The sequence below is a fragment of the Gordonia effusa NBRC 100432 genome (assembly GCF_000241305.1).
Taxonomy (GTDB): domain Bacteria; phylum Actinomycetota; class Actinomycetes; order Mycobacteriales; family Mycobacteriaceae; genus Gordonia; species Gordonia effusa.
Genome location: NZ_BAEH01000012.1, coordinates 1 through 25,916 on the forward strand (window position 1 = coordinate 1; position 25,916 = coordinate 25,916).

At 62.3% G+C, this 25,916-nt stretch carries 25 protein-coding genes; 11 read left to right on the forward strand and 14 right to left on the reverse strand.

Translation table 11 applies throughout. From position 1 onward, the window contains the following. Nucleotides 1-162: 162 nt before the first annotated feature. The gene (locus tag GOEFS_RS01215) at nt 163-819 is read right to left on the reverse strand and encodes a GNAT family N-acetyltransferase (RefSeq protein ID WP_007316038.1); all 657 of its coding nucleotides are present in this window, start codon (nt 817-819) and stop codon (nt 163-165) included. Nucleotides 820-967: 148 nt separating this feature from the next. Between GOEFS_RS01215 and fadD8 the strand changes: the two genes are divergently transcribed. Together fadD8 and GOEFS_RS01225 are read left to right on the forward strand one after the other, a co-directional pair. After that, complete coding sequence (gene fadD8, locus GOEFS_RS01220; protein ID WP_007316039.1) at nt 968-2,596, forward strand: fatty-acid--CoA ligase FadD8; 1,629 nt, start codon at nt 968-970, stop codon at nt 2,594-2,596. A gap of 123 nt (nt 2,597-2,719) precedes the next feature. Continuing rightward, nucleotides 2,720-3,682 carry an alpha/beta hydrolase gene (locus tag GOEFS_RS01225; RefSeq protein ID WP_040524228.1) on the forward strand — a complete coding sequence of 321 codons (963 nt, stop codon included), beginning with the start codon at nt 2,720-2,722 and terminating at the stop codon, nt 3,680-3,682. 2 nt (nt 3,683-3,684) lie between these two features. Here the strand turns inward: GOEFS_RS01225 and GOEFS_RS01230 are convergent, their stop codons facing one another. Beyond that, entirely contained in the window at nt 3,685-4,947 is a 1,263-nt protein-coding gene (locus tag GOEFS_RS01230; RefSeq protein WP_040524229.1) for a cytochrome P450, read from the reverse strand. Between the two features lie 255 nt (nt 4,948-5,202). Here GOEFS_RS01230 and GOEFS_RS01235 point away from each other — a divergent pair, with 255 nt between their 5' ends. Then, nucleotides 5,203-5,805 (forward strand): TetR/AcrR family transcriptional regulator, encoded by a 603-nt coding sequence (locus tag GOEFS_RS01235; RefSeq protein WP_007316043.1) that lies wholly within the window; start codon nt 5,203-5,205, stop codon nt 5,803-5,805. 5 nt (nt 5,806-5,810) lie between these two features. Here the strand turns inward: GOEFS_RS01235 and GOEFS_RS01240 are convergent, their stop codons facing one another. Beyond that, complete coding sequence (locus GOEFS_RS01240) at nt 5,811-6,284, reverse strand: nitroreductase family deazaflavin-dependent oxidoreductase (RefSeq protein ID WP_007316044.1); 474 nt, start codon at nt 6,282-6,284, stop codon at nt 5,811-5,813. A gap of 3 nt (nt 6,285-6,287) precedes the next feature. Beyond that, nucleotides 6,288-7,451 carry a steroid 3-ketoacyl-CoA thiolase gene (locus GOEFS_RS01245; protein ID WP_007316045.1) on the reverse strand — a complete coding sequence of 388 codons (1,164 nt, stop codon included), beginning with the start codon at nt 7,449-7,451 and terminating at the stop codon, nt 6,288-6,290. Between the two features lie 213 nt (nt 7,452-7,664). Between GOEFS_RS01245 and GOEFS_RS01250 the strand changes: the two genes are divergently transcribed. The 4 genes from GOEFS_RS01250 (at nt 7,665) to GOEFS_RS01265 (ending at nt 11,010) form a co-directional block, all read left to right on the forward strand. Next, nucleotides 7,665-8,888, forward strand: a complete 1,224-nt coding sequence (locus GOEFS_RS01250; protein WP_083837200.1) for a cytochrome P450 — start codon at nt 7,665-7,667, stop codon at nt 8,886-8,888. Further along, entirely contained in the window at nt 8,875-9,333 is a 459-nt protein-coding gene (locus tag GOEFS_RS01255; RefSeq protein WP_007316047.1) for a nuclear transport factor 2 family protein, read from the forward strand. Before GOEFS_RS01250 ends, GOEFS_RS01255 begins: the two co-directional genes overlap by 14 nt. Before the next feature lie 45 nt (nt 9,334-9,378). Beyond that, nucleotides 9,379-10,227 carry a coiled-coil domain-containing protein gene (locus tag GOEFS_RS01260; RefSeq protein WP_007316048.1) on the forward strand — a complete coding sequence of 283 codons (849 nt, stop codon included), beginning with the start codon at nt 9,379-9,381 and terminating at the stop codon, nt 10,225-10,227. 234 nt (nt 10,228-10,461) lie between these two features. Continuing rightward, nucleotides 10,462-11,010 (forward strand): carboxymuconolactone decarboxylase family protein, encoded by a 549-nt coding sequence (locus GOEFS_RS01265; RefSeq protein ID WP_007316049.1) that lies wholly within the window; start codon nt 10,462-10,464, stop codon nt 11,008-11,010. A gap of 74 nt (nt 11,011-11,084) precedes the next feature. Here GOEFS_RS01265 and GOEFS_RS01270 read toward each other — a convergent pair whose 3' ends face one another. Genes GOEFS_RS01270 through GOEFS_RS01280 form a run of 3 tightly spaced genes read right to left on the reverse strand, consistent with a single transcriptional unit; the run spans nt 11,085 to nt 14,325 of the window. After that, a complete protein-coding gene (locus tag GOEFS_RS01270; RefSeq protein ID WP_007316050.1) occupies nt 11,085-12,263 on the reverse strand; it encodes a thiolase family protein in 1,179 nt (392 codons plus the stop codon). After that, on the reverse strand, nt 12,263-13,297 hold the full coding sequence (locus GOEFS_RS01275) for a thiolase family protein (RefSeq protein WP_007316051.1): 1,035 nt from the start codon (nt 13,295-13,297) through the stop codon (nt 12,263-12,265). The genes GOEFS_RS01270 and GOEFS_RS01275 overlap by 1 nt, the downstream gene beginning before the upstream one ends. Then, nucleotides 13,297-14,325, reverse strand: coding sequence for a Zn-ribbon domain-containing OB-fold protein (locus GOEFS_RS01280; protein WP_007316052.1), 1,029 nt, complete (start codon nt 14,323-14,325; stop codon nt 13,297-13,299). Before GOEFS_RS01280 ends, GOEFS_RS01275 begins: the two co-directional genes overlap by 1 nt. Nucleotides 14,326-14,393: 68 nt before the next feature. Between GOEFS_RS01280 and GOEFS_RS01285 the strand changes: the two genes are divergently transcribed. Beyond that, a complete protein-coding gene (locus tag GOEFS_RS01285) occupies nt 14,394-15,452 on the forward strand; it encodes an LLM class F420-dependent oxidoreductase (protein ID WP_007316053.1) in 1,059 nt (352 codons plus the stop codon). Between the two features lie 51 nt (nt 15,453-15,503). On the opposite strand, the gene GOEFS_RS01290 is transcribed toward GOEFS_RS01285, so the two are convergent. Then, nucleotides 15,504-16,109, reverse strand: coding sequence for an FMN-binding negative transcriptional regulator (locus GOEFS_RS01290; protein ID WP_040524224.1), 606 nt, complete (start codon nt 16,107-16,109; stop codon nt 15,504-15,506). A gap of 72 nt (nt 16,110-16,181) precedes the next feature. Beyond that, on the reverse strand, nt 16,182-17,006 hold the full coding sequence (locus GOEFS_RS01295; RefSeq protein ID WP_007316055.1) for a crotonase/enoyl-CoA hydratase family protein: 825 nt from the start codon (nt 17,004-17,006) through the stop codon (nt 16,182-16,184). Nucleotides 17,007-17,068: 62 nt separating this feature from the next. On the opposite strand from GOEFS_RS01295, the gene GOEFS_RS01300 reads away from it, so the two are divergent. Together GOEFS_RS01300 and GOEFS_RS01305 are read left to right on the forward strand one after the other, a co-directional pair. Next, entirely contained in the window at nt 17,069-18,697 is a 1,629-nt protein-coding gene (locus tag GOEFS_RS01300; protein ID WP_007316056.1) for an acyl-CoA synthetase, read from the forward strand. A 39-nt stretch (nt 18,698-18,736) separates the two neighbouring features. Next, nucleotides 18,737-19,864 carry an NAD(P)H-dependent flavin oxidoreductase gene (locus GOEFS_RS01305; protein ID WP_007316057.1) on the forward strand — a complete coding sequence of 376 codons (1,128 nt, stop codon included), beginning with the start codon at nt 18,737-18,739 and terminating at the stop codon, nt 19,862-19,864. A gap of 442 nt (nt 19,865-20,306) precedes the next feature. On the opposite strand, the gene GOEFS_RS01310 is transcribed toward GOEFS_RS01305, so the two are convergent. From GOEFS_RS01310 to GOEFS_RS01320, 3 genes are all read right to left on the reverse strand, one after another. Beyond that, complete coding sequence (locus GOEFS_RS01310; RefSeq protein WP_007316058.1) at nt 20,307-20,765, reverse strand: hypothetical protein; 459 nt, start codon at nt 20,763-20,765, stop codon at nt 20,307-20,309. 151 nt (nt 20,766-20,916) lie between these two features. Continuing rightward, the gene (locus tag GOEFS_RS01315; protein WP_007316059.1) at nt 20,917-21,537 is read right to left on the reverse strand and encodes a maleylpyruvate isomerase family mycothiol-dependent enzyme; all 621 of its coding nucleotides are present in this window, start codon (nt 21,535-21,537) and stop codon (nt 20,917-20,919) included. A 19-nt stretch (nt 21,538-21,556) separates the two neighbouring features. Continuing rightward, entirely contained in the window at nt 21,557-22,105 is a 549-nt protein-coding gene (locus GOEFS_RS01320; protein WP_040524230.1) for a DUF4334 domain-containing protein, read from the reverse strand. A gap of 125 nt (nt 22,106-22,230) precedes the next feature. On the opposite strand from GOEFS_RS01320, the gene GOEFS_RS01325 reads away from it, so the two are divergent. After that, on the forward strand, nt 22,231-23,076 hold the full coding sequence (locus GOEFS_RS01325) for a DMT family transporter (protein ID WP_007316061.1): 846 nt from the start codon (nt 22,231-22,233) through the stop codon (nt 23,074-23,076). A gap of 142 nt (nt 23,077-23,218) precedes the next feature. On the opposite strand, the gene GOEFS_RS01330 is transcribed toward GOEFS_RS01325, so the two are convergent. Both GOEFS_RS01330 and GOEFS_RS01335 read right to left on the reverse strand, forming a co-directional pair. Then, complete coding sequence (locus tag GOEFS_RS01330) at nt 23,219-24,778, reverse strand: long-chain-fatty-acid--CoA ligase (protein WP_007316062.1); 1,560 nt, start codon at nt 24,776-24,778, stop codon at nt 23,219-23,221. 1 nt (nt 24,779) lies between these two features. After that, nucleotides 24,780-25,892 (reverse strand): acyl-CoA dehydrogenase family protein, encoded by a 1,113-nt coding sequence (locus GOEFS_RS01335; protein WP_007316063.1) that lies wholly within the window; start codon nt 25,890-25,892, stop codon nt 24,780-24,782. Between the last annotated feature and the right edge of the window lie 24 nt (nt 25,893-25,916).

Genomic DNA, 25,916 nt, shown 5'->3' on the forward strand with positions numbered 1-25,916 from the left:
CGCCTCGCCGGGCACTCGACCAGCGGGGGAAGACGCGGCTGGCGCCTCGCCGGGCACTCGACCAGCGGTAGCCTCCGATGGTTGAGTGCGCTCGCCGAGCGGAGCGAGACGCGCGTGTATCGAAACCCGGTGAGTCGAATGCCCAACTCGGCCCCGCCGCACCTAACTACTGGGCGCCCGCACGACCATCGGTACGCCGGGGAAATATGCCGCCATCTCCGACCGGGCTTTGCGCAATGAGGCTGTGCCATAACCCTTCTTGCGGTGATCGGGATGGACCCAGATGCGAACGTCCACTTCGCCCGACGTCAACTCGCCGAACACAAAGCCGACTTTCTCACTGCCTTCCAGCGCTACGAGCCAGATAGCTTCTTCGTTGTCCACACGTTGGACGGCCTTGGCGAGTTCGTCGTCGACGTTTCCGGCAGGTGATCCCGAGCCGTCGCCGGCGACTCCCTGATCATCGGTGCGCGCGGCAAAGAGGTCGGCGTCGACATCGGCGGCAAACGGCCGCAACTGCAGGGTGTCACCGCTGGCCGCGGGTCGTTCGGTGAGGGTGAAGGTCAGTTCGGAGTTGAGGTCGTCAAGTTCTGCTTGGTTGCGTCGACGTTGATCTTTGGTCAGCTGGTAGAACGACATGCCCAACACGGCCTCGGCGCCGAGCCGCGATTTACCAAGCAGTGCGGCGACGGCGTCGATGGCGCCGTCCCGATTCTCAGCCTCGACGATGGCGTCGAGAACTTCGTGACGTCGTTCTAATGCGGTGTGCAGGGCATCGGCGATATCGCGGCGGGATGTTGTCTGATCCAGATCGGTCATGACGACGATCGTAATCGAGCAGCGTCGGGTTGGCTTGCTACCGGTGAGTACTCTCCGAACTCAAAAATAGAACAGGTTCTATTAGATTCTTAGGGTCGCTGCGTCGTACTACTTCCGCAAAACTAGAACACGTCCTAGTGTGGAGGGCATGAGTGAACTAGTGCAGTCCGATGATGCCGGTTTCGATGCTCTGCGCGGAGGAACGCATTTGGGCGACCTCATGGTCGCCGCTCTCAAACGCCACGCCCGACGCAATGTGCTGACGATCGGCGACGTAGAGCTGACCGGACGCGAGATGGCTGAAGCGATCAGTCGCTATGTACAAGCCTTCGAGACGCTGGGAGCCGGGAGCGGCACGGCGGTCGGTCTGTTGGCATTGAATCGACCCGAGGTACTGCTGGTCATTGGGGCCGGCCAAACGCAGGGCTGGCGCCGCACGGCGCTGCATCCGCTCGGCTCAGCAGACGATCACGCTTACGTCCTCTCCGACGCCGGCGTTGAGACTCTTGTCATCGACCCGGTGCCGATGTTCGTCGAGCGCGCCAAGGTCCTGCTGGACAAAGTCGACTCGCTCAAGCAGATCCTGACGTTGGGACCGGTTCCGGCAGAACTTGCCGACGTCGGAGTCGACGTCATCGCCGAGGCCGACAAATTCGCGCCCCGCCCGTTGGTAGCGGCCCGCCTCGCACCCGACCACGTCGTGTCCATCACCTACACCGGCGGCACAACCGGAAAACCCAAGGGCGTCATCGGAACTGCCCAGGCGATGTCGACGATGACACAGATCCAACTCGCCGAATGGGAGTGGCCCGAGCAACCTCGATTCTTGATGTGTACCCCGCTGTCGCACGCGGGTGCGGCATTCTTCGTGCCCACGCTGATGAAGGGCGGTTCGATGGTGGTTCTCGCCAAATTCGACCCGGCTGAAGTGTTGCGGACCATCGAAGAAGAGAAGATCACCGCGACGATGTTGGTGCCGTCGATGCTCTACGCGCTGCTTGATCATCCCGACTCGCGAACGCGTGATCTGTCCTCGCTGGAGACCGTCTATTACGGCGCGTCGCCGATCAACCCGGTCCGGTTAGCCGAGGCGATCGACCGATTCGGCCCGATTTTCGCGCAGTACTACGGTCAGTCCGAAGCTCCGATGGTCATTACCTACCTCGGCAAGAGGGACCACGATCCGGCGCGTCTATCGAGTTGTGGCCGTCCGTCGGCATTCCTGCGTACGGCATTACTCGGACCCGATGATGAGCCGGTCGCGCAGGGTGAGCCCGGTGAGGTGTGCGTCGCCGGACCCTTGCTGGCCGGCGGATATCGCGGCTTGCCCGAGCAGACCGCGGAGACGTTCCGCGACGGCTGGCTGCGCACCGGCGACGTCGCGCGGGAGGACGAGGACGGTTTCTGGTTCATCGTCGACCGCACCAAGGACATGATCGTCACCGGTGGCTTCAATGTTTTCCCACGCGAGGTAGAAGATGTTGTGGCAGAACATAATTCGGTCGGTCAGGTGGGTGTGATCGGCGTGCCCGATGACAAGTGGGGTGAGGCGGTCACGGCCGTGGTCGTGCTCCGTCCCGACGCTGACGCTTCCGACGGTGCCAAGGAGCGCATCACCGCGGAGATCCAAGCCGCGGTCAAAGAACGCAAAGGTGGAGTGCAATCGCCCAAGCAGGTGATCTTTGCGGAGTCACTGCCCCTGACCGCGCTTGGCAAGCCCGATAAGAAGGCGCTGCGCGCTCAGTACTGGGAGACGTCAGCGCGATCGGTGGGGTGAACAGTAGGGTTTGCCGTCTCGAATGCCTGCGTGTCGAAAGTTATTCGATTAGGTAACGATCGCGGACCGCCCCCTGTGCGGTTGCTGTGAAGTCCGGCATCCTTGTGACTCATGGGAAGAATGATGCCTGTGAGCCGCGTGAGGTTCGCCGGTGCGGTGACGATTGCCATTGGGTTACTGGTCTCCGGTGTACTACTCGGCCGCACGCCCGAGTCGCCGGTACCGGTCGCCCATGTCGGGCACGAGGCGACGAGCTCTAAAGTGACTCTGCTGCAGGTATTTTCACCGTCGATGGGCAAGATGATCACTAATCAGGTGATTCGCGCGAAGCCGGGATCACCGACGTTAGTTCTGCTGAATGGAAAAGGCGGCGGGATCGAAGGTGACAGCTGGCAGAACTTCACCTCGTATCAACGCTTCTTTGCCGACAAGAATGTCAATGTCGTCTCTCCCCTAGGAGGGGCATATTCGATGTCGACCGATTGGCGTTCGCCGGATCCGGTACGCGGGGTGAACAAGTGGCAGACCTACCTGATCCACGAGCTGCCCACGGCGATCAACAAGGTTCTAAAGGCCAACGGACGCAATGCTATTGCCGGCTTGTCGCTGACCGGCGGTACCGCACTCGACGTCGCAGCGCACGGCGGCTCGTTGTACCGGGCGGCGGCGTCGTACAGCGGCTGTCCCAACATCTCCAACCCGGTGGCCGCAGCCGGATTAGCTGCGTCGGTGCTATCCGGCGGCGCGAATCCACTGAATATGTTCACGCCATCGGATTGGGTAAACCACGACGTGGCGGCCAACCCCGAGCGGCTGCGCGGCAAGGCGATCTACCTCGGTTCCGCGACGGGCGCCCCCGGGGTGGTTGACAACGCCGGGCCGCATACCGCAGCGCTACTTCTCGGGCCGGCCCAGGTGGAGGCATTCACCGATTGGTGCACGCGCAAGACGTCGGCGGCTCTCGATCAAGCGGGCGTCGCGCACTTTCACGCCCGGTTCCCCGGCGGCGCACATACGTGGGCCTTGTTCTATGCCGAACTGCGAGACAGTTGGTTCCGTGTTCTCGGCCCCGCGTTGCGCGCCTGACGTCAGCGGTACCGGACGTCGAATTCCTTGACGCCGTTGAGCCATCCGGCTCGAAGGCGCTGTGGGTCGGCGACCTTTGAGATATCGGGGAGTGTGTCGGCAATGGCGTCGAACATCAGCCCGACCTCAAGCCGGGCTAGGTTCGCGCCGATGCAGAAATGTGCTCCGCTTCCACCGAAGCTCAAGTGCGGGTTGGGATCTCGAAGAATGTCGAAGGTAAACGGGTCGTCGAAGACCTCCTCGTCGAAGTTCGCCGAGCTATAGAACAGGCCGGCTCGCTCGCCGGCGGCGATCTGGACGCCCCCAACCTCGGTGTCGTGCAGAGCAGTGCGCTGGAAGCAGAGCACCGGAGTCGCCCAGCGGATGATCTCGTCGACGGTGGTTGCGGGGCGACTCGCCTTATATAGCTCCCACTGCTCGGGGTTCTCCAAAAAGGCGTTCATGCCGTGTGTGATCGCGTTCCGCGTGGTCTCGTTGCCGGCGATCACCAAAAGCACTATGAAGAAGCCGAATTCAGCTTCGTTGAGTGCTTCGCCGTCGACGTCGGCCTGGACCAGTGTGGTGAGGATGTCATCGGCGGGAGACTTGCGACGTTCCTCGGCGAGGCCATAGGCGTAGCCGAGGAGTTCGGCGTTGGCCATCTCCGGCGTGAGGTCGGGCGTTTGGTCATGGGTGTTGATCATCGCGTTGGCGAGTTCGAAGATGTGGGCGTGGTCCTCGGTCGGGAATCCGACGAGATCGAGGATCGCTTGCAGCGGAAGGTGAATCGCGACGTCCGCGACAAAGTCGCCGTCGGTGTTGGCGGCCGCTGCCTCGGCGATGCGCTGTGCCGATGCCCGTAATCCGTCGGTCAACGAGCTGATGGCGCGCGGTGTGAACAGTCGCGAGATGATCTTGCGCAGACGAGTGTGATCCGGCGGATCGTGGTTGATCAATAGCGCGCGAGTGAGGTCGAGTTGTTCGGCGGTGATGCCGTCGGGGAGGCGCATCACAGCGCCTTTCTGATACGTCGACCAAGCCTGGTTGTTCTTCGATATCTCGCGGATGTGGGCATGTTTGGTGATCGTCCAATAGCCGTCGTCGGAGAAGATATTTCCCTCGGTCGGCTGTGCATTCCACCAGACGGGCATCGTCGAACGTAATTCCGCGAACTGCGCGTGCGGTATGCCTCGGACGACGACATCGGGGTCGGTGAAATCGAATCCCGCGCCAAACCGGTTAGTGCTGTTGACGGCTGTGCGGTCTACTTCAGATGTGGGCTGCATCACTACACTATACATATTACTTTCATATGTATTGTCTGGCGTTGCGGGTGACGAGTTTCGCTAGCCGCAGCCCATCCAAGTTCTGCCGCGGGCAGGAAATATCGTCCCCCTGAGTGGCATCGAAGGGCATATTGCCCTCGGACCAACTTGAGGGGGACGAATTTTGCGCCACCGGAGCCGCCCTGGTGAGGCGGTCTATGACGTCTGGCCGACACTGAGCACCGCACGCTCGGGTGGACGGTAGGATCACCAGCCATGCGAACGCACGGCTGGGGTGGGGATGTCCCTATTAACGACGATGAGGCAGTGGCTCGTATTCTGGCCGCCACCCGCGCATGCATTGATCGAAACGGAAAGTCGACCAGCCTCGCCGACGTCGCGCGCGAATTGCAGGTGACTCGGCCAACGGTGTACCGCTACTTCAAGGGCACCGAAGAGCTGCTGCAGGCAACCGCGATGGATGCCGTTGGCGACTTGCTTGGCCGGGTGAGTGTCAAACTGGCTGGCATCACCGAACCCGACGTCGCGGTGGTGGACGGATTATTGGTGGTCCTCGATGAACTGACCGCGGAATCGTACGTCGGCCTGGTCCTCGACGTCGATCATCTCAACATGAGTCGACTCGGCGAGTTGACCTCCGACGTCGCGTACGGATTCGCGCGGTCAGTTGTCATGCAGATGGATGTCGATTGGGCCGCAAGGGGTTTCGCCGATCAAGACGTCGACGATGTCATCGAAATTCTGTTGCGCGCATTGCAGTCGCTCATCGTGGACCGTGCCCGGGAGCGGCCGGCCGAGGACTTGCGGCGATTCCTGGACCGCTGGGTCGGGGCGGCGATCCGGGAGATAGGGACGTAGCGAGGCTACTCGCAGATCACCACGGGGATGGTCCGCTCAGTCCAGGCCGCATAGGTATCGAAGTCGGAGTAGACCTCGGTTAGCTTGGGCCACAACTCATCTCGCTCGGCGTCGGATGCGGTGCGTGCGACGAGGTCGTGATGTTGGGTGCCGACTTGGATATGCACCTGCGGATCGGCGGAAAGATTCAGGTACCACGCGGGATTGGCCGCGAGGCCACCCTGTGATGCGACCACGACGAAGCGGCTGCCGTCCCGCAGGAACAGGAGGGGTACGGTCCGCTCTTTGCCGCTCTTGCGGCCGCGGGTGGTGAGCAGGCAAACCGGCGCCGGCTTCCGCAGCGCTGCGCCCACTCGCCACTTGCCGCCGATGCGACCGCGAGAAGCCTTGTACACCTTGGTGTTCAGCCGTGATCCCCAGCGGATGAGGGTTGCGACCGCTGGGGAGTCGAGCTGATCGGGCCGTGAGTTGGGATCCATTGCCTAGATGCGTTCGAGGATGGTGCCCGTCGACAATGCTCCGCCCGCGCACATGGTGATGAGCGCGGTCGACGAGTCGCTGCGTTCTAACTCGTGCAAAGCGGTGGTGATCAAACGAGATCCGGTGCTGCCCACCGGATGTCCGAGGGCGATTGCGCCGCCGTTGACGTTGACCTTGTCCATGTCCGGGTTGTGCACACTCGCCCAACTGAGCAGGACCGACGCGAACGCCTCGTTGACCTCGAACCGGTCAATGTCGTTGATACTCATACCTGCTCGCGAGAGCACCCGCTCGGTTGCTTGCACCGGACCGTCGAGATGATAGTGCGGCTCGGCGCCGACGAGGGCCTGTGCCTTGATACGTGCCCGCGGTGTGAGGCCGAGTGCCTTCGCCTTCGCCTCATCCATGATCAGGACGGCTGCGGCGCCGTCGGAGATTTGCGATGAGGTACCGGCGGTATGGATGCCGCCGTCGAGGACCGGCTTAAGTGCCGCAAGGGATTCCAGTGTCGTCTCGCGCAGCCCCTGGTCTTTGGTGACCTCGAGGATTTCGCCGGTCAGGGTGCCGTCTTTGAGGCGCTCCGGGGCTTTGACGGTGAGGACTTCGCGGTCGTATCGGCCTTCGTCCCACGCCTGCTTTGCCAGCCGCTGGCTACGTTCGCCCAGTGCGTCGACGTCGGCGCGAGTTATCCCGCGCCGCTTGGCAATTCGCTCAGCTGCCTCGAACTGATTGGGCATGTCGATATCCCAGGATTCCGGACGACGTGCACCAGCTCCCTCAACGACGTTGGCGCCCAGTGGCACCTGAGTCATGGATTCGATTCCACAGGCGATGCCAACATCGATGGTGTCGGTGGCGATAAGTCCGGCGATCAGATGATTCGCCTGTTGGGCCGAACCGCACTGGCAGTCGATCGTGGTGGCGCCGGTCTGCCAGGGGAGTCCCGCGTGCAGCCACGCGGTCCGGGTGATGTTGTTGCTTTGAGCTCCTACCTGCATCACGCAGCCGCCGATGACCTGCTCGACCAACTCGGGGTCGATCCCGGCGCGCTCGATGACTCCTTGCTGTGCGGCGCCGAGTATTTCCGCCGCGTGCAACCCCGACAGCCATCCGGCACGTTTCCCGATTGGGGTTCGCGCTGCTTCGACGATTACCGGCACACCCATGAGTTCTTCTTTCCACGTCTAGTACTTCCGGATCGAAGCACTCTCCCATCAAAACTAGAACAGGTTATTGTTCATGTCCATCCCGTGTGGCACTCTGATGTACAACAAAGTTAGAACAAGTTCTCGCGCGCTCCTTGGGCGCGAGAACGTCGGATTCGAGAACGAGGTGATCACGTGACCCAGGCTCAAGACGCCCCGGTCGATGGTTCGTTCATGCAGCAGGAGGGCTGGGATTTCACCAGCCCCGACCTGCTCGTGGAGGGCATTCCGGTGAAGGAGTTCGCTGAGCTCCGCAAGACCGCGCCGGTCTGGTGGAACGCACAGGCCCCCGGTAAGGGTGGTGGTTTCCACGATGGCGGCTACTGGGTGATCTCCAAACACGCACATATCAAAGAGATCTCCAAGAACAACGACGACTGGGCGACCAACACCAACGGCGTCATCATGCGTTTCGAGGATGACATGACCTCGGAACAGATCGATATCACCAAGGCGCTGCTCATCAACCACGATCCGCCGGAGCACACCCGTCTGCGCAAGCTCGTGTCGAAGGCGTTCACGCCCCGGGCCGTGCATGGTCTCGAAGAGAAGCTCGACGACGCCGCCCGCAAGATCGTCAGCGACGCCGCGGCGACCGGTAAGGGCGACTTTGTCCATCAGGTCTCGGTCGATCTACCGTTGCTCGCCATCGCCGATTTGCTCGGCGTGCCCGAATCCGATCGCACCAAGTTGTTCGACTGGTCGAATTCGATGATGAACGCCGATGATCCGGAGTTCACCGAGGACCCGCAAATGGCGTCGGCGGAGATTCTGGGCTACGGCTACAACATGGCCGAACAACGTCGCAAGAACCCGGCTGAAGATATTGTCACCGCGTTGGTGAACGCCGACATCGACGGACAGAGTCTCGACGAGATCGAGTTCGGCTACTTTTTCATTCTGCTGACCGTGGCCGGAAATGAGACCACGCGTAACGCGATCAGTCTCGGCATGAATGCGTTCCTGGATAACCCCGACCAGTGGGAGTTGTTCAAGAAGGAGCGGCCAGCTACCGCGGTCGACGAGATCGTCCGTTTCGCGACGCCGGTGAACTGCTTCCAACGAACTGCCAAGCGGGACACCGAAGTTGGCGGCGTCGCAATCAAGGAGGGCCAGCGAGTCGGAATGTTCTACGGCTCGGCCAATTACGACGACGAAGTCTTCGACGACCCGTACAGCTTCAACATCCTGCGTGATCCCAACCCGCATGTTGGTTTTGGCGGCAATGGTGCGCACTTCTGCGTCGGCGCCAACCTGGCCCGTATGGAGATCAACCTGATGTTCAACGCCCTGGCCGATCTGGTGCCCGACATTTCCAAGATCGAGGCGCCGCGTCGGCTGCGTCACGGCTGGATCAACGGCGTCAAAGAATTGCAGGTCGACTATGGCGTCAAGTGAGCTAACCGATCAGACGCCGGCCTATCTCAATATCGACCGCGAGAACCATCCGGCGGTACTGGCCGGACGTCGCTCACGTGAGACCGTTGCCGCTCGCGATAAGCAGGCGTGGCTGGACAACTTCGCCGTTAACGGCAGCGTCGAAGACCCGGTGGGGCCGTCGATGTTCGACCCAGAGGGGAACGGCCATCACGGTCGGGACGAAATCTCGGCATTCTGGGATAAGTCGATCGCGACCACGGAGAGTATCGAGTTCATTTTCGACGACGAGATTATCTGTGGCAACGAGGTTGCCTACGTCGGCAAGATCGTGACGCATATTGCCGGGCATATCTCCGAGGCGCATGGCGTATTCACCTACCGAGCCGACGCGGACGGCAAATTGTCCGCGCTGCGCGCGTTCTGGGAAGTGGAGAAGACGATCAACTCGGTGCGCAAAGCCTGACCGGTCCGGACGCTCATTCGCCGTCGTCGGTGGTTTCATGAACATATGGACATCGACGAGGTTGCCGACGAACTCTATGGCTTAGACCCAGCGGACTTTGTCACGGTCCGCAAGGAACGTGTCGCACAGGCTAAGGCCGACGGTGATCGCGAGCTAGCTCGTGAGATCGGGCTGCTGCGCAAGCCGACTCTGGTCGGCTGGGCCGTGAATGTTCTGGCGCGCGAGTCGGTTGACGACGTGGCGGGACTGCTCGAAGTCGGTGACGCACTACGCGAAGCGCAGCACGCGTTGTCGGCGGATCAGTTGCGCGCGTTGGATAAGCAACGGCAACAGGTGATTCGAGGTTTGATCAAGCGGACGGTCTCGCTGGCAGCCGGCCGAGGACAAGTCTTGAGCGAGAACGCTTCTCGCGAAGTCGGGCAGACCCTTGGCGCGGCGATGGCTGACCCGGATTTCGGCGAGCAGTTGCGACGCGGCCGCGTCATCACCGCGGTCCACCATGCTGGGTTCGGCAGTGGCGGGGAAGAAGTCTTCGGACGGGCCGGGCTGCGCGTCATCGAGGGCGGGGCATCGAAGAAGAAGGCCAAACCCGACGTCGACGAGTTGCGTGCTTCGCTCCGAAAAGCGTTGGCGGACGCGCAAACAACACTCGACGATGCGGAGAGCGACGTCGAGCAGGCGGAAGAAGCGCTCGACGAAGTGACGCAACGTCGAGTCGAGTGTGAAGAGCATATCGATGAATTGCGCAGTCAATTGTCGGAGGCCGAATCGGAACTGCAGCTAGCGAAGCGGTCCGAGGATGCCGCGAAAAAGCAACGGACACAGGCAGATCGGGAGAAGGCCTCGGCGCGGACAACGGTCGAGCGGCTGCAAGCGCAGTTGGATACGTTGTGACGTTGCTGGTATCTGCGGGCTGATGTCGTGCGGGGGGCTTCCCTCAGTCAGGCTCACGCCGCAGAGTTGAGTCGACTGAACTCTGCGCCCTGACCTCGTGCGGGGGAGTAATCCCCTTCGGCACCCTAACGACGCAGGTTTCGGCCAAGACGTGAGGAACGTCGCCCCATTCGCACCGCTCAAGCGCGTAGCGTAACCAGCAGGCCCCGACCCGTTTTCGACGAAGGAGCACTCATGCGGGCACTGCATCGTTTAACGGCCTATCTCAAGGTCTTCTCGCAAGCCAAGCGGAATCGCGTCGATCTCTATGGCTGGCTGATCCGACGCCCACTCTTGCTGTTGTCCACCATGTTCTACGAAGTGGCGATCATGTTCAGCAATCGCCTCGATCCTCGACTCAAGGAACTCGCCGAACTCAAGACCGCGGGCCTGATCAACTGCGAATTCTGTCTCGACATCGGATCAGCGCTCGCGCGTACCTCGGGTATCACCGAACAGCAACTGCGCGACCTACCGGTATATGCCGACAGTGACGCTTACACCGAACAGGAAATACTCGTGATCTCCTTCGCCGAGGCGATGACGGTCACGCCGGCCATCGACATCGAGCCTATTCGCGAAAAGTTGTTGCAGCAGTTCACCAAAAGCCAGGTTGCCGAGCTCGCCGCGACCATCGCATGGGAGAACCAGCGGGCTCGCCACAACCAAGGACTGGGTGTACGACCGACCGGTATGTCCGACGGTGCGGCGTGCGCGTTGCCAGAGCCGCGGAAGTCGAGCTAGCGCAATCCCCGGAAACTCGAAGAAGCCCCCGTCGCAACGGGGGCTTCTTCGAGTCCTGGGGGCATCCAGAAGTGTTACAGCGTTGGCTTGTCCGCGCCAACCAGCCACATCGAATAGTATTGCGACCCACCGCCATACGCGTGACCGAGTGCCTTGCGGGCGTCGGGCACCTGGTGATCGCCGCCCTTGCCCATTACTTGGATCGCGGCCTCGGCGAAGCGGATCATGCCTGATGCGCCAATGGGATTCGACGACAGGACGCCGCCGGAAGCATTGAGTGGAATACGGCCGCCGATCTCGGTTTCACCGGCTTCGGTAAGTTTCCATCCCTCGTTTTCCGGTGCGAAACCGAGGTTTTCGAGCCACATCGGCTCGAACCAGGAGAATGGTACGTAGATCTCGGCGACGTCGATTTCCTCGACCGGGTTGGTAATCCCGCCGGCCTTCCACAACGCAGCCGCGGCGTCGCGGCCGGCTTGCGGACTCACCATGTTGCGGTGAGCGAAGTTGAGCGGCTCGGTACGCATTGCCGTGGCATGGATCCAAGCGACTGGATCGCCGGCCGCGACCGCCGCGTCGGCGACCTGTTCGTCGCCGATGACTACCGCGCACGCACCGTCCGACGACGGGCAGGTCTCGTCGTAACGTATTGGGTCCCAAAGCATTTGCGATGCCATGATCTTCTCGACGCTCTGGTCGGGCTGGTGCAGATGTGCCAACGGATTCAGCGCACCGTTGCGCCGGTCCTTCGCCGCGACCATCGCACCGATATGCTCGGGTGCACCCGAACGTCGGATATACGAGCGGACATGCGGTGCGAAGAATCCGCCCGCGCCAGCACCGACCGGCTTGGTGAACGGAACGGGAAGTGACAACGCCCACATGGCATTTGACTCGGACTGTTTCTCCCAGGCGACGGCGAGAACTCGTTTGTGGATGCCGCCGAAGACCAACGATGCCCCGACGTTGGCGGTAGACCCGCCAACCGAGCCGGCGGTATGCACTCGGATCAGCCGCTTACCGACCGCGCCGACCGCCTCCGCCATGGCGAACTCGGGGATCATGGTGCCCTCGAATAGATCTGGGGCTTTACCGATCACTACGGCGTCAATCTCGTCCATCGACACCTTAGCGTCGATCAGTGCGGCGTCGATGGCCTCGCGGACCATGCCGGCCATGGTCACATCATGCCGTTTGGCGACGTATTTCGTCTGCCCGGTGCCGAGGACGGCAGCGCGATTCTTGTATCCCATCAGGCTTCGTCTCCCGCCATCGTGACAATCATGTTCTGCTGCAACAGCGGTCCGCCCGATGCGTGCGCCACCGCGGTACCGGCATTGCCGGTGAGGATTTCGTGCGCCGCGTATCCGATGCGCTGCAGCCCGGCTGAGAACAGCGAGTTCCCGGCCAGCGAGCCGCCAGATGGGTTGATACGCACCGACTCTGGCAATGCCAGCGCATTGCGCACGATGAGTTCCTGATGTGAGAACGACGCATGTATCTCCGCGACGTCGACCGCCCGACTGCGATCGCCGAAGGCGGTGTCGCCGGCCAGTTTCGTCGACGGCGACACGGTCAGATCGCGGGCTCCGAAGTTGGGACTATCGATCCGGTGATCCCATCCGGTGACGAATGCGGGGTTGGCGACCAGTTCGCGGGCGCGGCCCTCGCTGGCGATGATTACGGCGGCGCCGGCGTCGGTATAGGGCGCAATGTCGTGGCGGCGCAACGGGTTTGCGACGTACTCGGTGGCAAGGAGTTCGCCGGGGTCTCCGCCGAAGGTCCGTGCGCCGACCGCCGCCATGTCGGCCTCGGTCCACACGCCGGCGTCGATGCCGGCACGAGCCTGTAGCGCGCCGAGCGCGCTGGCACCCGGCCATAGTGGCGCAACGTTGTACGGGTCGGTCTGCAGAGCGAGGGTCAGATCGGCGTCTCCCGCACTGGATTTGCCGAAACCGTAGGCAAGCGCCAGGTCCACCTCACCGGTAGCGATCTTGACGAATGCCTCATAGAGCGCCCAAGCGCCATCCATCTCCACATGTGATTCGTTGATCGGCGGCATAGCGCCGATCGAGTCGATCGCTGAAATGAAGGAAAAGGCCCGCCCGGCAAGATAATCCGACGACCCACTGCACCAGAAGCCGATATCGGTCCGGCTGATGCCGAGCTCGGCGTAAAGCTTGTCGAAGCAGGGAATGAGCATTTCGACACCGTTGGTGGTGCCATGCGTTGCGGTGACGTTGGGGCTATGCGCGAAGCCCACGATCGCGATGCGTGGAAGGGTCATCACACGTATTCCTTGTACGTCTCGTAGTCGGCGTCTGCTTCGCCGGTCGGGCGGAAATGGCTCACATTGCCCAGCGAGTATTCCCACTCGGCTTCGGGCAGCCACACCGCTTCGACTCGCATTCCCATCCGAACGTCTTCGGCAGCGCAGTCGAGTATCAGGTGCAGGAACGGGATATCGGTCCCGTCGAGCAACACATACGCCGCCACGTATGGCGGTTTGATCTTCTGCCCCTGGAACGGAACGTTGACGATGCAGAAAGTGGTCACGATGCCGGTATGCGGCAGTTCGACCATCTCCGCGGGTGGCGCGCCATCGGCCGGGCTCACGTCACGCGGCGGGAAGTACACGCGGCCCTCGTCGACTCCGGATGCCATCCGATTGCCGATCAGCTTGCCGACCTTGATGCCCCGAAGGAATTCCGATTCGGCGGGGCTGGCCGAGTGCGTGTTGGAGGTTGTGATTGGCGTGACGATCACGACTTGTTCGCCGTCGGGGGCATCGACCGTATTTGGCGCGGCTGGCTCGCCAGTCTCGCCCGGGACGAAGCAAGCGATGTCGTCGATGCGACCGGTCCGGGCCCCGGCGAAGACAGCGTGCACCCGTAGACCGGTGTGGATGTCGTCGGGGGAGTCGACATCGACGACGTGCAACATCGCGGTGTCCGCGCCGTCGAGTTTGATCAGTGCCCAGGCAAACGGTTTGTTGAGTGGCTGTGCTGGTGCGGGAGTGGTCTGCCATGACCAGGTGGTCACGGTGCCGACGGTGGCGACGTCGACCAGCTCGCTGGTCTGGGCGCCGGTCGTCGGGTCGAATTCGACCGGCGGTACCGAGACGGTGCCGTCGGAATTCTTCGATCCGACGATGCGGCCGTCGCGCAGACCTAGGGCGAATTGGCTGAGGACGGGGCCAAGGGAGCGCGTGTAGTCGAAGGAGTTGGTCAGCGGCGCGCTGAGAATCTCCGTCGATGGCTCGGGTACGTGTGCCACCGGACTGGTGGCACCGCTGGGAACAGTGGTGGTGGTCACTCTTCCTACTAGAACACGTTCTAGTATTACGTGCAAGAAGCAAGTAGGCGCGACGAAACGGATACCTCATGCGGTTCGCACTTCAACTCGGCTATTGGGGCGCGGGTCCTATCCCCAATGCTCCGGAATTGGTTGCCGCAGCGGAAGATTCGGGATTCGATGCGGTGTTCACCGCGGAGTCGTGGGGTTCGGACGCGTACACGCCGCTGTCGTGGTGGGGCGCCGCAACGCAGCGAGTCCGACTCGGCACGGCCGTCGCGCAGCTCTCGGCGCGGCCTCCGACATCGCTCGCGATGGCGGCTCTGACCCTCGACCATCTCTCGGGTGGGCGGCACATCATTGGACTCGGTGTGTCCGGGCCGCAGGTCGTCGAGGGGTGGTACGGCCAGCCATTCGGTAAGCCGCTGGCGCGGACCCGCGAATATGTGCAGGTGGTGCGGGATGTTCTGGCCCGCTCGGAGCGGGTCACCAACGATGGTGAGCACTACCCGCTGCCGTATCCGGCCGAGTTACCCGGCTCCACCGGACTCGGCAAGCCACTTAAATCGATTACCCATCCGCTGCGGGCCGATATTCCGATCTGGCTTGGTGCGGAGGGGCCACGAAACGTCGCGCAGACCGCGGAGATCGCCGACGGCTGGCTTGCCGTGTTCTTCAGTCTTGGTTTGGCCGAGCAGTACAACACCTGGCTCGACGAGGGGTTCGCACGGCCCGGTGCCCGACGTTCCCGTGCCGACTTCGAGGTGGCCGCGAACGCTCAGGTCGTCATCACCGACGACGTCGGGGCCGCGATTGACCGCTACCGCCCCTCGACCGCGCTCTACGTCGGCGGGATGGGCGCCAAAGAGAAGAACTTCCACGCGGATCTATACCGCCGCATGGGATATGGCGATGCGGTCGATGAGATCGGCAGACTGTTTCAAGCTGGCCGCAAAGCCGAAGCGCTGGCCGCGGTGCCCGACGAGATGGTCCGCGAGACGATGATCGCCGGGACTCTCGACGAAGTGAAAGATCAAGTGGCGCAATGGGAAGCGGCGGGAGTGACGATGCTGATGGTCACCGCGCGCGACGTCGGGACGATCCGGCAGTTGGGTGCGTTGGCATCGGCTGCCGAAAACCGCACGTAGCGGGGCCGCCGGGGGGCAATCTTCCCCCGGACCCTCCGGCTGGAGCGGCTTTCAGGGACGGTCGAGGGTGGCGCGCATTTCCGTCGCTGCCGCCGCGTCGCGTTCGTCGAGAGCGGCCAGTACTCCGGCTTGATCCGCCGCGCTGCGTCCGCGACTCCACTTAGCCTTGGTCTGCACCTCATCGACGTTGATCACGATTCCGACGATAACCTTGAGCTGTTGAGCCACAAAGGAATCCGGTGCATCTGACACCTGCCAGGGTTGCGGAAACGGGGCCTCGTGAGTGTTGGTCAGCCGTTCGACGAAGTCGCGAATGCGATCGGCATCGGTGACAATCTGGGCGGTTCCATGCAGGTGGACCGAACTGTAGTTCCAGGTCGGCACTACGCGGCCATGCTCGGCTTTGGATGGGTACCAGTTCGGCGAGATGTAGGCGTCAGGTGCGGTCGCGACAACGAGTACGTCGGCACCGTCGAGGCCACGCCACTGGGCGTTCGCCCGCGCCATATGGGCGATGATTGTGTTGTCGTGCCAGAGGATTGGCAGTGTGGTCGCCGCCAGACCGTCGGTCGCCGAGAATAGAGTGGCCACGCCCGCAGCGGCTACGAGTTCGCGGGCGTGCTCGTCAGAACTACGATCGGGACGCGCGATATACATGCCAGCGACGGTAGCGAGTGTCAACAGCGACGCCAAGCGAATTAGCGGAGCGAGCAATGCTCGGGCGGTGCTCTATTCGCCGGTGAAGACGGGAGTCTGCTTCTGCGCGAAGGCTTTTGGGCCGATCTTGGCGTCTTTGGACTGAAATACCTTCACGCCCAGTTCGGCGTCGATCTTGAACGCCTCCTCTTCGTGCATTCCCTCGGTGTCGCGGATCGTCTTGAGGATCGCCTGCACCGCGAGTGGCCCGTTGGCCGCGATCTTGTCAGCCAATTCGAGTGCCTTGTCCAGCGCCGTCCCGTCGGGCACCACGTACCCGACCAATCCATACTCCTTCGCCTCGTCGGCCGAGATATGACGGCCGGTCAGCAAGATGTCGGCGGCGACGGTATAGGGAATCTGGCGGACCAGCCGGACGGCGCTGCCGCCGAGTGGGAAGAGACCCCAACGTGCTTCGGACACACCGAATTTCGCGGATTGCGCGGCGACTCGGATGTCGGTGCCCTGCAAAATCTCGGTACCGCCGGCGATGGCCGGACCCTCGACGGCAGCGATCAGCGGCTTGGTCAAACGGCGTCCCTTAAGTAGAGCGGGAAGTCTGGTGAGATCCCAGCCACCCTCGGCGAATTTGTCACCCGGCGCGGTCTGATTCATCGACTTGAGATCTGCACCGGCGCAGAAGTATCCGCCGGCACCGGTGAGAATCGCGACGCGGATCTCCGGATCGGCGTCGACCTGATCCCACGCCTGCTCCATGATGTTCATCATTTCGCTCGACAACGCGTTACGTGCCTGGGGCCGGTTCATGGTCACGATAAGCGTGTGGCCACGCTTCTCGACGAGACATTCGGGAGCGTGCTCCGATGTCTGAGTGTCGGTATGAGTTGGTGTGGACATGCTGGCCCTCCAGGTTTATGCAAACGCTTGCCGAAAACAGTAACACGTTCTAATTTTGTAGCATGGCTTATACGATTGCCGATCTGATCGAGCATGCGGTCGACCTGATGCCCGACCGTGTCGCGCTCGAATCCGGGGATCGGACCCGGACGTACTCGCAACTTGACCAGCGCAGTAATGCACTTGCCCACGCACTCATCGGCCAGGGCGTGCGTCCGGGCGACTCGGTGGGGCTGTACAGCAAGAACACAATCGAAGCGGTCGAAGCGATGGTCGCGATCTTCAAGGCTCGGGCGGTGATGGTTAACGTCAATTTCCGGTACGTCGAGAACGAGTTGGAACATATCTTCGCCGACTCGGGCATGAAGGTGCTTATTCACGAGCGGCGATACTCGCAGCGGGTCTGCAACGTACTGCCGGCCGCGCCTTCACTCACGCACCGGATCGTCATCGATGACGAGTCAGACGTACCGATCGAATGCGCTGGAAAGGCCGACAGCGTCGTCGAGTTTGAGGCGGCCATCGAGGGGCAGTCGGGCGAGCGGGATTTTGGCGCGCGCTCGGACGATGACCTGTACATGATCTACACCGGGGGTACAACGGGTAAGCCGAAGGGTGTCGTCTGGCGGCAGGAAGATGTATTCCGGGTCCTGGGCGGTGGAATCGACTGGTACACAGGCGAACCGGTCGCTGACGAGTGGCAACTGGCCAAGGGTGGCGCGGCCGGCGGACAACTGGTTCGCTTTCCGATTCCGCCGTTCATCCACGGCGGTTCGCAGTGGGCGATCTTCCAATCGCTATTCGCCGGCGGCAAAGCGGTGGTGTACCCCGACTTCAGCGGTCCGCACAGTTGGGAAGTGATCGAGCGCCACGGCGTCAACGTCGTATTCATCACCGGAGATGGCATGGGGCGCCCCATGATTGACGCCCTCGATGAGAAGGATGACTACGACACATCCACGCTGGTGTCGGTCGCGTCGTCGGCCGCGCTATTCTCCCCGGCGGTTAAAGAGAAGTTCCTCGCACGGTTTCCCAATGCTGTGGTGATCGATGCGATCGGATCGTCGGAGACAGGTTTCGGTGGCATGGGTGTCGTAGCCAAGGGCCAGAGCCATATGGGCGCGCCGCGAGTAAAGGCGGATCCGTCGACTCATGTGATCCGCGAAGACGGCAGCCACATCGAACCGGGGACCGGCGAGGTCGGCATGCTGGCCCGGACTGGCAATATTCCGCTGCGCTATCACAATGATCCGGCCAAGTCCGCCAAGACTTTTGTCGAGTACGACGGCGTTCGGCATTCGATGCCGGGTGACTACGCGACCCTCGAAGCCGATGGCACCATCACCATGCTCGGCCGCGGGTCAGTATCGATCAACACCGGCGGTGAAAAGGTGTTCCCGGAAGAGGTCGAGGCGGCCCTCAAAGCGCACCCGGAGGTTTTCGACACGGTTGTCGTCGGCGTGCCCGATGAGCGGTTCGGTCAGCGGGTAGCCGCGGTGATCGCTGCCCGCGACGGTGCGCGACCATCCTTGGCTGCGCTGAATGACGTTGTGCGACAGGAACTTGCTGGCTACAAATGTCCACGAAGCGTGTGGTTCGTCGATGAAGTGAAGCGATCCCCCGCGGGAAAACCGGACTATCGATGGGGTGCGACTATCGCCGAATCACGCCCAGCTGACGAAGCCAGCTGATCTCATACCTTCGAAATCAATTGTGAATTAAGGATTTTCATGCGTACCGACCTGACTGAACGTTTCGGCATCGACTACCCGATCTTCGGGTTCACCCCTAGCGAGGATGTCGCGGCGGCGATCAGCCGCGCGGGTGGGCTCGGAGTACTGGGGTGCGTTCGCTTCAACGAGGCCGACGAACTCGACAAGGTGCTCGAGTGGATGCACGAGAACACCGACGGCAAGCCGTTCGGTGTCGATATCGTGATGCCAGCCAAGATTCCGACGGAGGGGTCCAAAGTAGATTTGGACACGATGATCCCGCCGGAGCATCGGGCCTTCGTCGAGCGGACCCTAGATGAACTGGGCGTACCTAGGCTGGAGGGGGAGGACCGCGTCAATACCGGTGTGCTGGGATGGCTTCACTCGGTGGCTCGCTCGCATGTCGACGTCGCGATGGAACACGCTCGTAAGTACGGACAGATCAAGCTGATCGCCAACGCACTCGGCTCACCGCCCGCCGACGTCATCGATGTTTCGCATCAGAACGGAGTGGCCGTCGCCGCGCTGGCAGGGGCGAAAGAGCATGCGCTGCATCATGTTGAGGCGGGCGTCGACATCGTGATCGCCCAGGGCTACGAAGGTGGCGGGCACACCGGTGAGGTGACGTCGATGATCTTGTGGCCCGAACTTGTTGATGCCGTGGGTGATTCGGCTCCGGTGCTCGCCGCGGGCGGAGTAGGGAGTGGACGGCAGATGGCGGCGGCCATTGCTCTTGGGGCGCAGGGAGTGTGGATGGGCACCTATTGGCTGACCGCCGCTGAGTACAAACTCGGTGCGCACGGTGATGGACCGTCGACGATTCAACAGGCGCTGCTGGCCGCGACGTCGCGCGATACGGTTCGACGTCGGATCTATTCAGGTAAGCCCGCTCGGCTGCTCAAGACCAAATGGACGGACGCCTGGGATGCGCCAGGTGCGCCGGAGCCACTGCCGATGCCGTTGCAGAATCTCCTTGTGGGAGAAGCACATGCGCGGATTTCGCAGGCCGACGATCCCGAGGTCGTTGCCATGCCGGCCGGACAGATCGTTGGCCGTCTCAACGCGATCACTCCGGTCGAAGAGTTGATCGCCGACTTGGTGAGCGAGTACAGGGAGGCAGTGTCGCGTCTCGACGAGACGTTGTGATGCAGCGGTCCTCCGTGTGAATTATATTCCCCCTGAATGTGATTCGAGGGCAATATGCCCTTCGGTCCTGTTGAGGGGGACGAAACCTTCACCCGGTTCATGCCGGTGGTGGCTTGATCGGCGGTTCCTGCTGGTGGTCGAGTGCCGTCGTGCGAGCTTGCGAGCTCGCCGGTGTATCGAGACTTGGTGAGACGGCATCGGAAACGGTGCTGCGGCAGTGTGTTTGCGTGCGGGGTCTCGATACACCCGGCTCGGCTGGCGCCTCGCCGGGCACTCGACCAGCGGATGGGAAGTCTCGGCTGGCGCCTCGCCGGGCACTCGACCAGCGGATGGGAAGTCTCGGCTGGCGCCTCGCCGGGCACTCGACCAGCGGATGTACACCCGGCTCGGCTGGCGCCTCGCCGGGCACTCGACCAGCTGATGGTGGCTCGGCTGGCGAGGGTCAGCGTCGTTTCCGGTAGTCGATCTTCGGCGGACCCGGAGGCTGCTGCTGTTGGTACGACTGCGGCGGAACCGAAGGTTGTTGTGGATAAGTCGGTGGTTGCGTCGGAGTCGTCGGCCACGGATTGGGAGGCATGGGATTCTGCCTCGGTTGTCGTGCGGCACCCCGTGCTTCCGAGAAGAACATGAGACTTCCGCCCGCCATCAGGACGCCGAGTCCGAGGAGGATCCAGCCACCTGTATGCGAACTGCTTTCATTTTCGGCCGCCTGCTCAGCGGCGGTACGTGAGACGCCATTGGTGTTGCAGACATAGCCTTCGGTGATTGTCTGGCTTCCGCACTCGGGCTTGCCCTCTGCTGAGAGCGACACAATGCCGCCGATGATCATGCCGATACCCATAGCGCCGACGAAGAGGCCCCAAAGTATGTTTTTGACGCGGTTCGCTGTCTGCCCTGCCATGGTGCCTCCGAGATCGTTTCGCGCGGCGTGTGGACGCCAGACTTAGTCCAGTCGTCGAAGGCAGGCGGTGTCCATTCGGTGTCCGTTGATTGGATGACGTTGGGCCGTTACAGAACCTACGACGACGTAGACGCAAGGGGCGAGTTGGCGCTCAGACGACGCTGAATCCGATCGGGAGCGTCGCACGTCCGGTCAGCGCCAGAAGGACCGACTCGGCTTTGCCGCTCGACGCCGCGATAGAGACGGCCAGCTGAGCCATGTCGGACACAGCGTCCGGCGGTAGGGCGTGGGCGACGCCAATCGCACGACTCAGGTCGATGGAATGCACCACCAGCTCGAAGACCCGAGTGCGCAGATACTCGTCCAGCGGCATCGTCAGTCCGAAGATCACCTCGACTCGACGTTGCGCCGACTGAGAAGCCAAAACCCTTGTTGCATCGGCGATCTTGTCTACGATCGCCGACGTTGGGTCGTCGCCTAGTGCCGATCCCGCGGCGACCGCTCGCGCGTCAATGCCCGACGAATCGCTGCCCGAACCAAGTGGGCCATCATCGGCAGTCAGCGTCAAGTAATAGTCCCGGGCCGTCGGTGTATTGACGACGTCGGGCTCGGCGTCGGACGCGTAGGTGATCACCGTGTCGAAGGATCGGCCGGTGTGCCCGACTAGCGTACGGACCGACCAGTTCCCGAGCGCGGGTCCATCCCAGCGGTCGGGCGGGATGGCGGCTACCAGGTCGGCGAAGGCGCGTGCGCAGCGCAGGTAGGTGGACATCCCTCGATGCTAGGGCAGGTCAGTCACGTTCGAGATAGAAGAAGTATGGATGCTCCGATCCGCGCAGGTCCATCGCGCCGAGCAGAATGTCAGTATCGAGCCAGCGGAAGTGGTCAATGATCGGCAGATCGTCGTAAACCATTGCGGCACTAGACTTTGCGGGCCCATCGCCGGCCTTGAACTCGACGACGCGCAGGCGTGCGCGGTGTCGGCGGGTCTTGGCTGCCTTAACTCCGGTCGATAGTCCGGGAATTGGACGCTTGGGAAGTTTGGGACCAATTTTGTTGAGCAGTCCGATCGGCACCAATTTGGGATTCACCGGGAATAGCGCGCCGGGCTCGCCGAAGAGGAGTGGATGCACTTGGTTGGCGTCGTCGAAGCGTTTGCCGTACCACCCGGAAATCGTTAACAGTCCATCCATCGGATGCGCGGTGGGTACTTCGCCGCCGTGCCAGGTTTGTCCGACGATGTCGGCGATGGTTACCGCGGGCAGTGAGTCGAATAGCGCTGCGGCTTCGGTGGTTGGTATGCCGGCCTGCAATTGGGGCAGGGTCAGTGTGGAGGCCATCATCGCACCTTGTTTCGATCCGTTAGCTGAGCATCGGGGGTCGACACCTTTGACACGAAAGTAGCCATTCGTCTCACCGGTCGCAACTTGGGTGGCACTCAGCTTCGGGTGGCTAACCTGACACAGTGCACCTGTTTCTGCCCGCCGCGTTAGCCGTCGTATCGGCACTGTTGGTGGCGATCGGCACGCTGGTACGCCAGCGGGCGTCGACCGCGCGTGGCGGGATCACCCGACGCTGGTGGCTCGGAGTGCTGATTGCCGCGTTCGGATTTGGGTTACAGGCTGCCGCGTTGGGCCTGGGGTCGTTGTTATTGGTGCAGCCGCTGATCGTGTTGTCGGTTCTTTTCGCGCTGCCGATGGAAGCCCATCTGGACCATCGACGGCTCACCGTGCATGAGTGGAAGTGGGGAGTGACCCTCACACTGTGTATTGCGGCGTTCGTGCTCATCACTCGGCCGAGTCCGGGTCAGCATCAGGCGAGTGCGGGTGTGCTCGCGGCGGTTATCGCTTTGTTAGTGGTACTGCTGGGTGCTTTGGTAATCACCACGAGGTTCGTCTCGTTGCATTATCGTGCCTTGCTATTCGGTGCGGCGTCGGGAGTGCTGACCGGCGTGCAGTCATTCCTGGTCAAAGGACTGATGGAACAACTGGGCGAGGGTTTTTTCACGATCTTCACGCACCCGGAGATCTACCTGATTATCGTGGTTGCCACCGGATCGGTTGTGGCCCAACAGATGGCGTTCGCGGCACACGATCTGCAGACGTCATTCCCGGCGATGACCGTGATGGAACCCGCGGTCGCGATGATCCTCGGTGTGCTGCTACTGGGTGAACGCGCGCAAGTCGGGGTGATCGAAGGAATCTTCGTCGGGCTGGTGCTGCTGTTGATGTTCTACGCGACGGTGGTGTTGGCGAAACACGCGGCCGAACGTGAGGCGGAATATGAAGTGGAGCATTCGGTCTCAACATAGGGCGTAGCCCGGGTTGCGCGCGGCCGCAGCTGTCGCGGGAAAAATTCGTCCCCGCCACGGTGGTTGGAGGGCAATATGCCCTTGGACCTCACTGAGGGGGACGAAATTTTCTTTTTGAGGACGATCGATGGGCGACCGAGGTTCAGCCCGCGGCGACAGACGTCGGCACGTACTGACCGGCAACTCGAACCCAGTCTGGCGGTGCCGGGTCGTGGCGCAGCAATCGCTTGACCGTCTTGAACGTCGCGGTCTGCGGAAGCTCGTCGACGATCCGCACTCGAGTTGGCCATTGCTTAGGGCCCAGATCGCTTTGCCCGGAAAGGAATTCGTCAAACTCGTCCGAAGTCAGATTCGGCGCCACCAGGACCGCCCACAGGTCATCGCCGATCTCAGCTGGTACGCCGTAGACTGCCGCGAGCTCAATCTTGGGATGCCGCACCAGGATATGTTCGACCGGCGCGGTGCCGATGTTCTCGCCGTCGATACGCGCCCAGTCTCCGACGCGACCCGCGAAATGAACATAACCATCGACATCGACCCAACCGAGGTCGCCGGTTCGATAGACCCCGTCGCGTAGTCGCTCGGCCGTTGCTTCGACGTCGCCGTAGTAGCCGTCGAAAAGCCCTGCGCCCGTGGTATTTACAATCTCACCAATGGTTCCGACTGCAACGGGTGAGGCCGAATCGGGTTCCACCACAGCGACATTGGCCGGCAGCGGACCCAGTGCGTCGGGTGGGGTATCGGCGGTCCGCGTGATCGACACGCCACCCTCGGTGGAACCAAAGCCGTCGACGACCGTGCAACCGAACCGTTCGGCGAATGCCGCCCGATCGACCGCTGATGCCTCGTTGCCGTAGACAACCCGCAACGATGTCGCACCGTCGTCGGGGCGTGGCGGTACCGCGAGAATATAGTGCAACGGTTTGCCGACATAGTTGGCGTAGGTGACTCGATAACGATGCAGATCCGCGATGAAGCCGCTGGCGGAAAAGCTGCGGCGCAACGCTATTGACGCGCCACCGGCAACGGCCACCGACCATCCCGCGATCGTCGCGTTGGAATGGAACAGCGGCATCGAGAGATAGACGACGTCATCGGCGCCAATGTTGAAACGCTCGGCCAACATCAGACCGGCCCCGGCGAATTTGCGTTGACCGCATCGCACCGCCTTGGGATCGCCACTGGTGCCCGACGTGAAGATCAGCATCAGTAAGTCGTCCGGGCTGTGGTCGACGATGGCGACCGGAGCGTCGACGTACGGCGCCAGAAGCGAATCCCACTCCGGACTGTCAACGTTGATGACCGTCGCCGGGCAATCGATTCCGTCTATGAGCGGTGCGGTGTCATCGGATACCACCACAACCTGGCAATCAGCGATCCCGATATCGCGAGCCAGGGCAGCTCCCCGTCTAGTCGTGTTGAGGCCGACGAGTACGACGTCGGAGATGGCGGCCGCTGCCAGCAGATAGCTGAACTCCGGCACGTTGCCAAGCAATACGCCGACGTGCGGTGGCCGGCTACTGTCGAATAGTCCCGAGAGTGCCTGCACCCGCTGCGCACTCGACGCCAAATGTGCACGCCAAGAAACGAATTGGTCGTCGAAATACAGACCGCGATCCTCGACGTCAACGAGTGATTCCAGCAGGCCGCTCAGCGTACGTGCGTCGGTGACCGACGAGGAGCTGCGCGCGCGGTCAGTCATATCAGGCTGGTTCGGCGGCGAGTGCTGCTCCGATGCTTGCCAGCGTCGCCGGCAGCGACCCCAGCCCGAACTCATTGTGCTTGGCGCGCAAGAAGTATCGATGCACCGGATGGCTGGTGTCGAGTCCGACGCCGCCGTGCACGTGGACTGCCGTGTGCGAGACTCGATGCCCCGCCTGGGCGGCCCAGTATTTCGCCGTCGACACCGCGACCGACGACTGATCACCGTTGGCCAGCAGCCACGCCGCCTGAGCGGTGGTCAACTTCAGTCCCTGAACATCGATGTACCCGTCAGCAAGGCGTTGTGCGACAGCTTGATTCGCGCCGATTGGCTTTCCGAATTGCTCCCGTTCGGCAGCATATGCCGCCGTCAGTTCCAGTGCTCGTTCCAAAATGCCGGACTGTTCGGCACATGCCGCGAGGGCGGCGCGGTCGAGAAGAGTTGATACCGCGGCGCTGCCACCGGACAACACCGCCTCATCCGGAACGGTTACCGCGTCGAAGTCGACCTGCGCCGTCGGCAGGAGCCCGGTCGACGGTGTCGCGGTGATTCGTACCCCATCGGCTTCGGTCGGAACCAGCACGACGACCGAGCCGTCCGGGCCGGCGGCGGTAACCAGCAGTGCATCGGCCGCGGTAGCGAATGCGACGATCACTTTGGCGCCGTTGAGCTTCCACGACTTTCCGTCTCGATGTAGGGAGGTTGCCGGCGATGCCGGGTCGTAGCCGAGGTCTTCGTCGATCGCGACGCCCAGGACGCCAAGTCCAGCGGCGGCGCGTTCGAGCCAGTCGCCGCGCAGGGATTTGGAGCCGAAGGCGGCAAGTGTCGGAAGTACGGCAATCGAGTGCTGGCCGTAGGGAACCAATGCCAGTGCGCGGCCTAGCTGTTCGGCCACGGCGATGGTATCGGCAACCGTTAGGCCGCCGCCCCCGACTTTCTCCGGGAGTTCGAGTCCGAGCAGTCCCGCCTGGGAGAGTTCGCGCCACAGGTCTACGTCGAGTCGGGCGCCGGCCGCTTCCAATTCCGCGACCTTCTCCGGGCCGGACAACTTGGCGGCGATGTCGGCGGCCAGCCCGGCGACCTCGGCGGTTGTTTCATCGGGAGTGAAATCCATTGGTATCGAATACCTTTTCGTCGG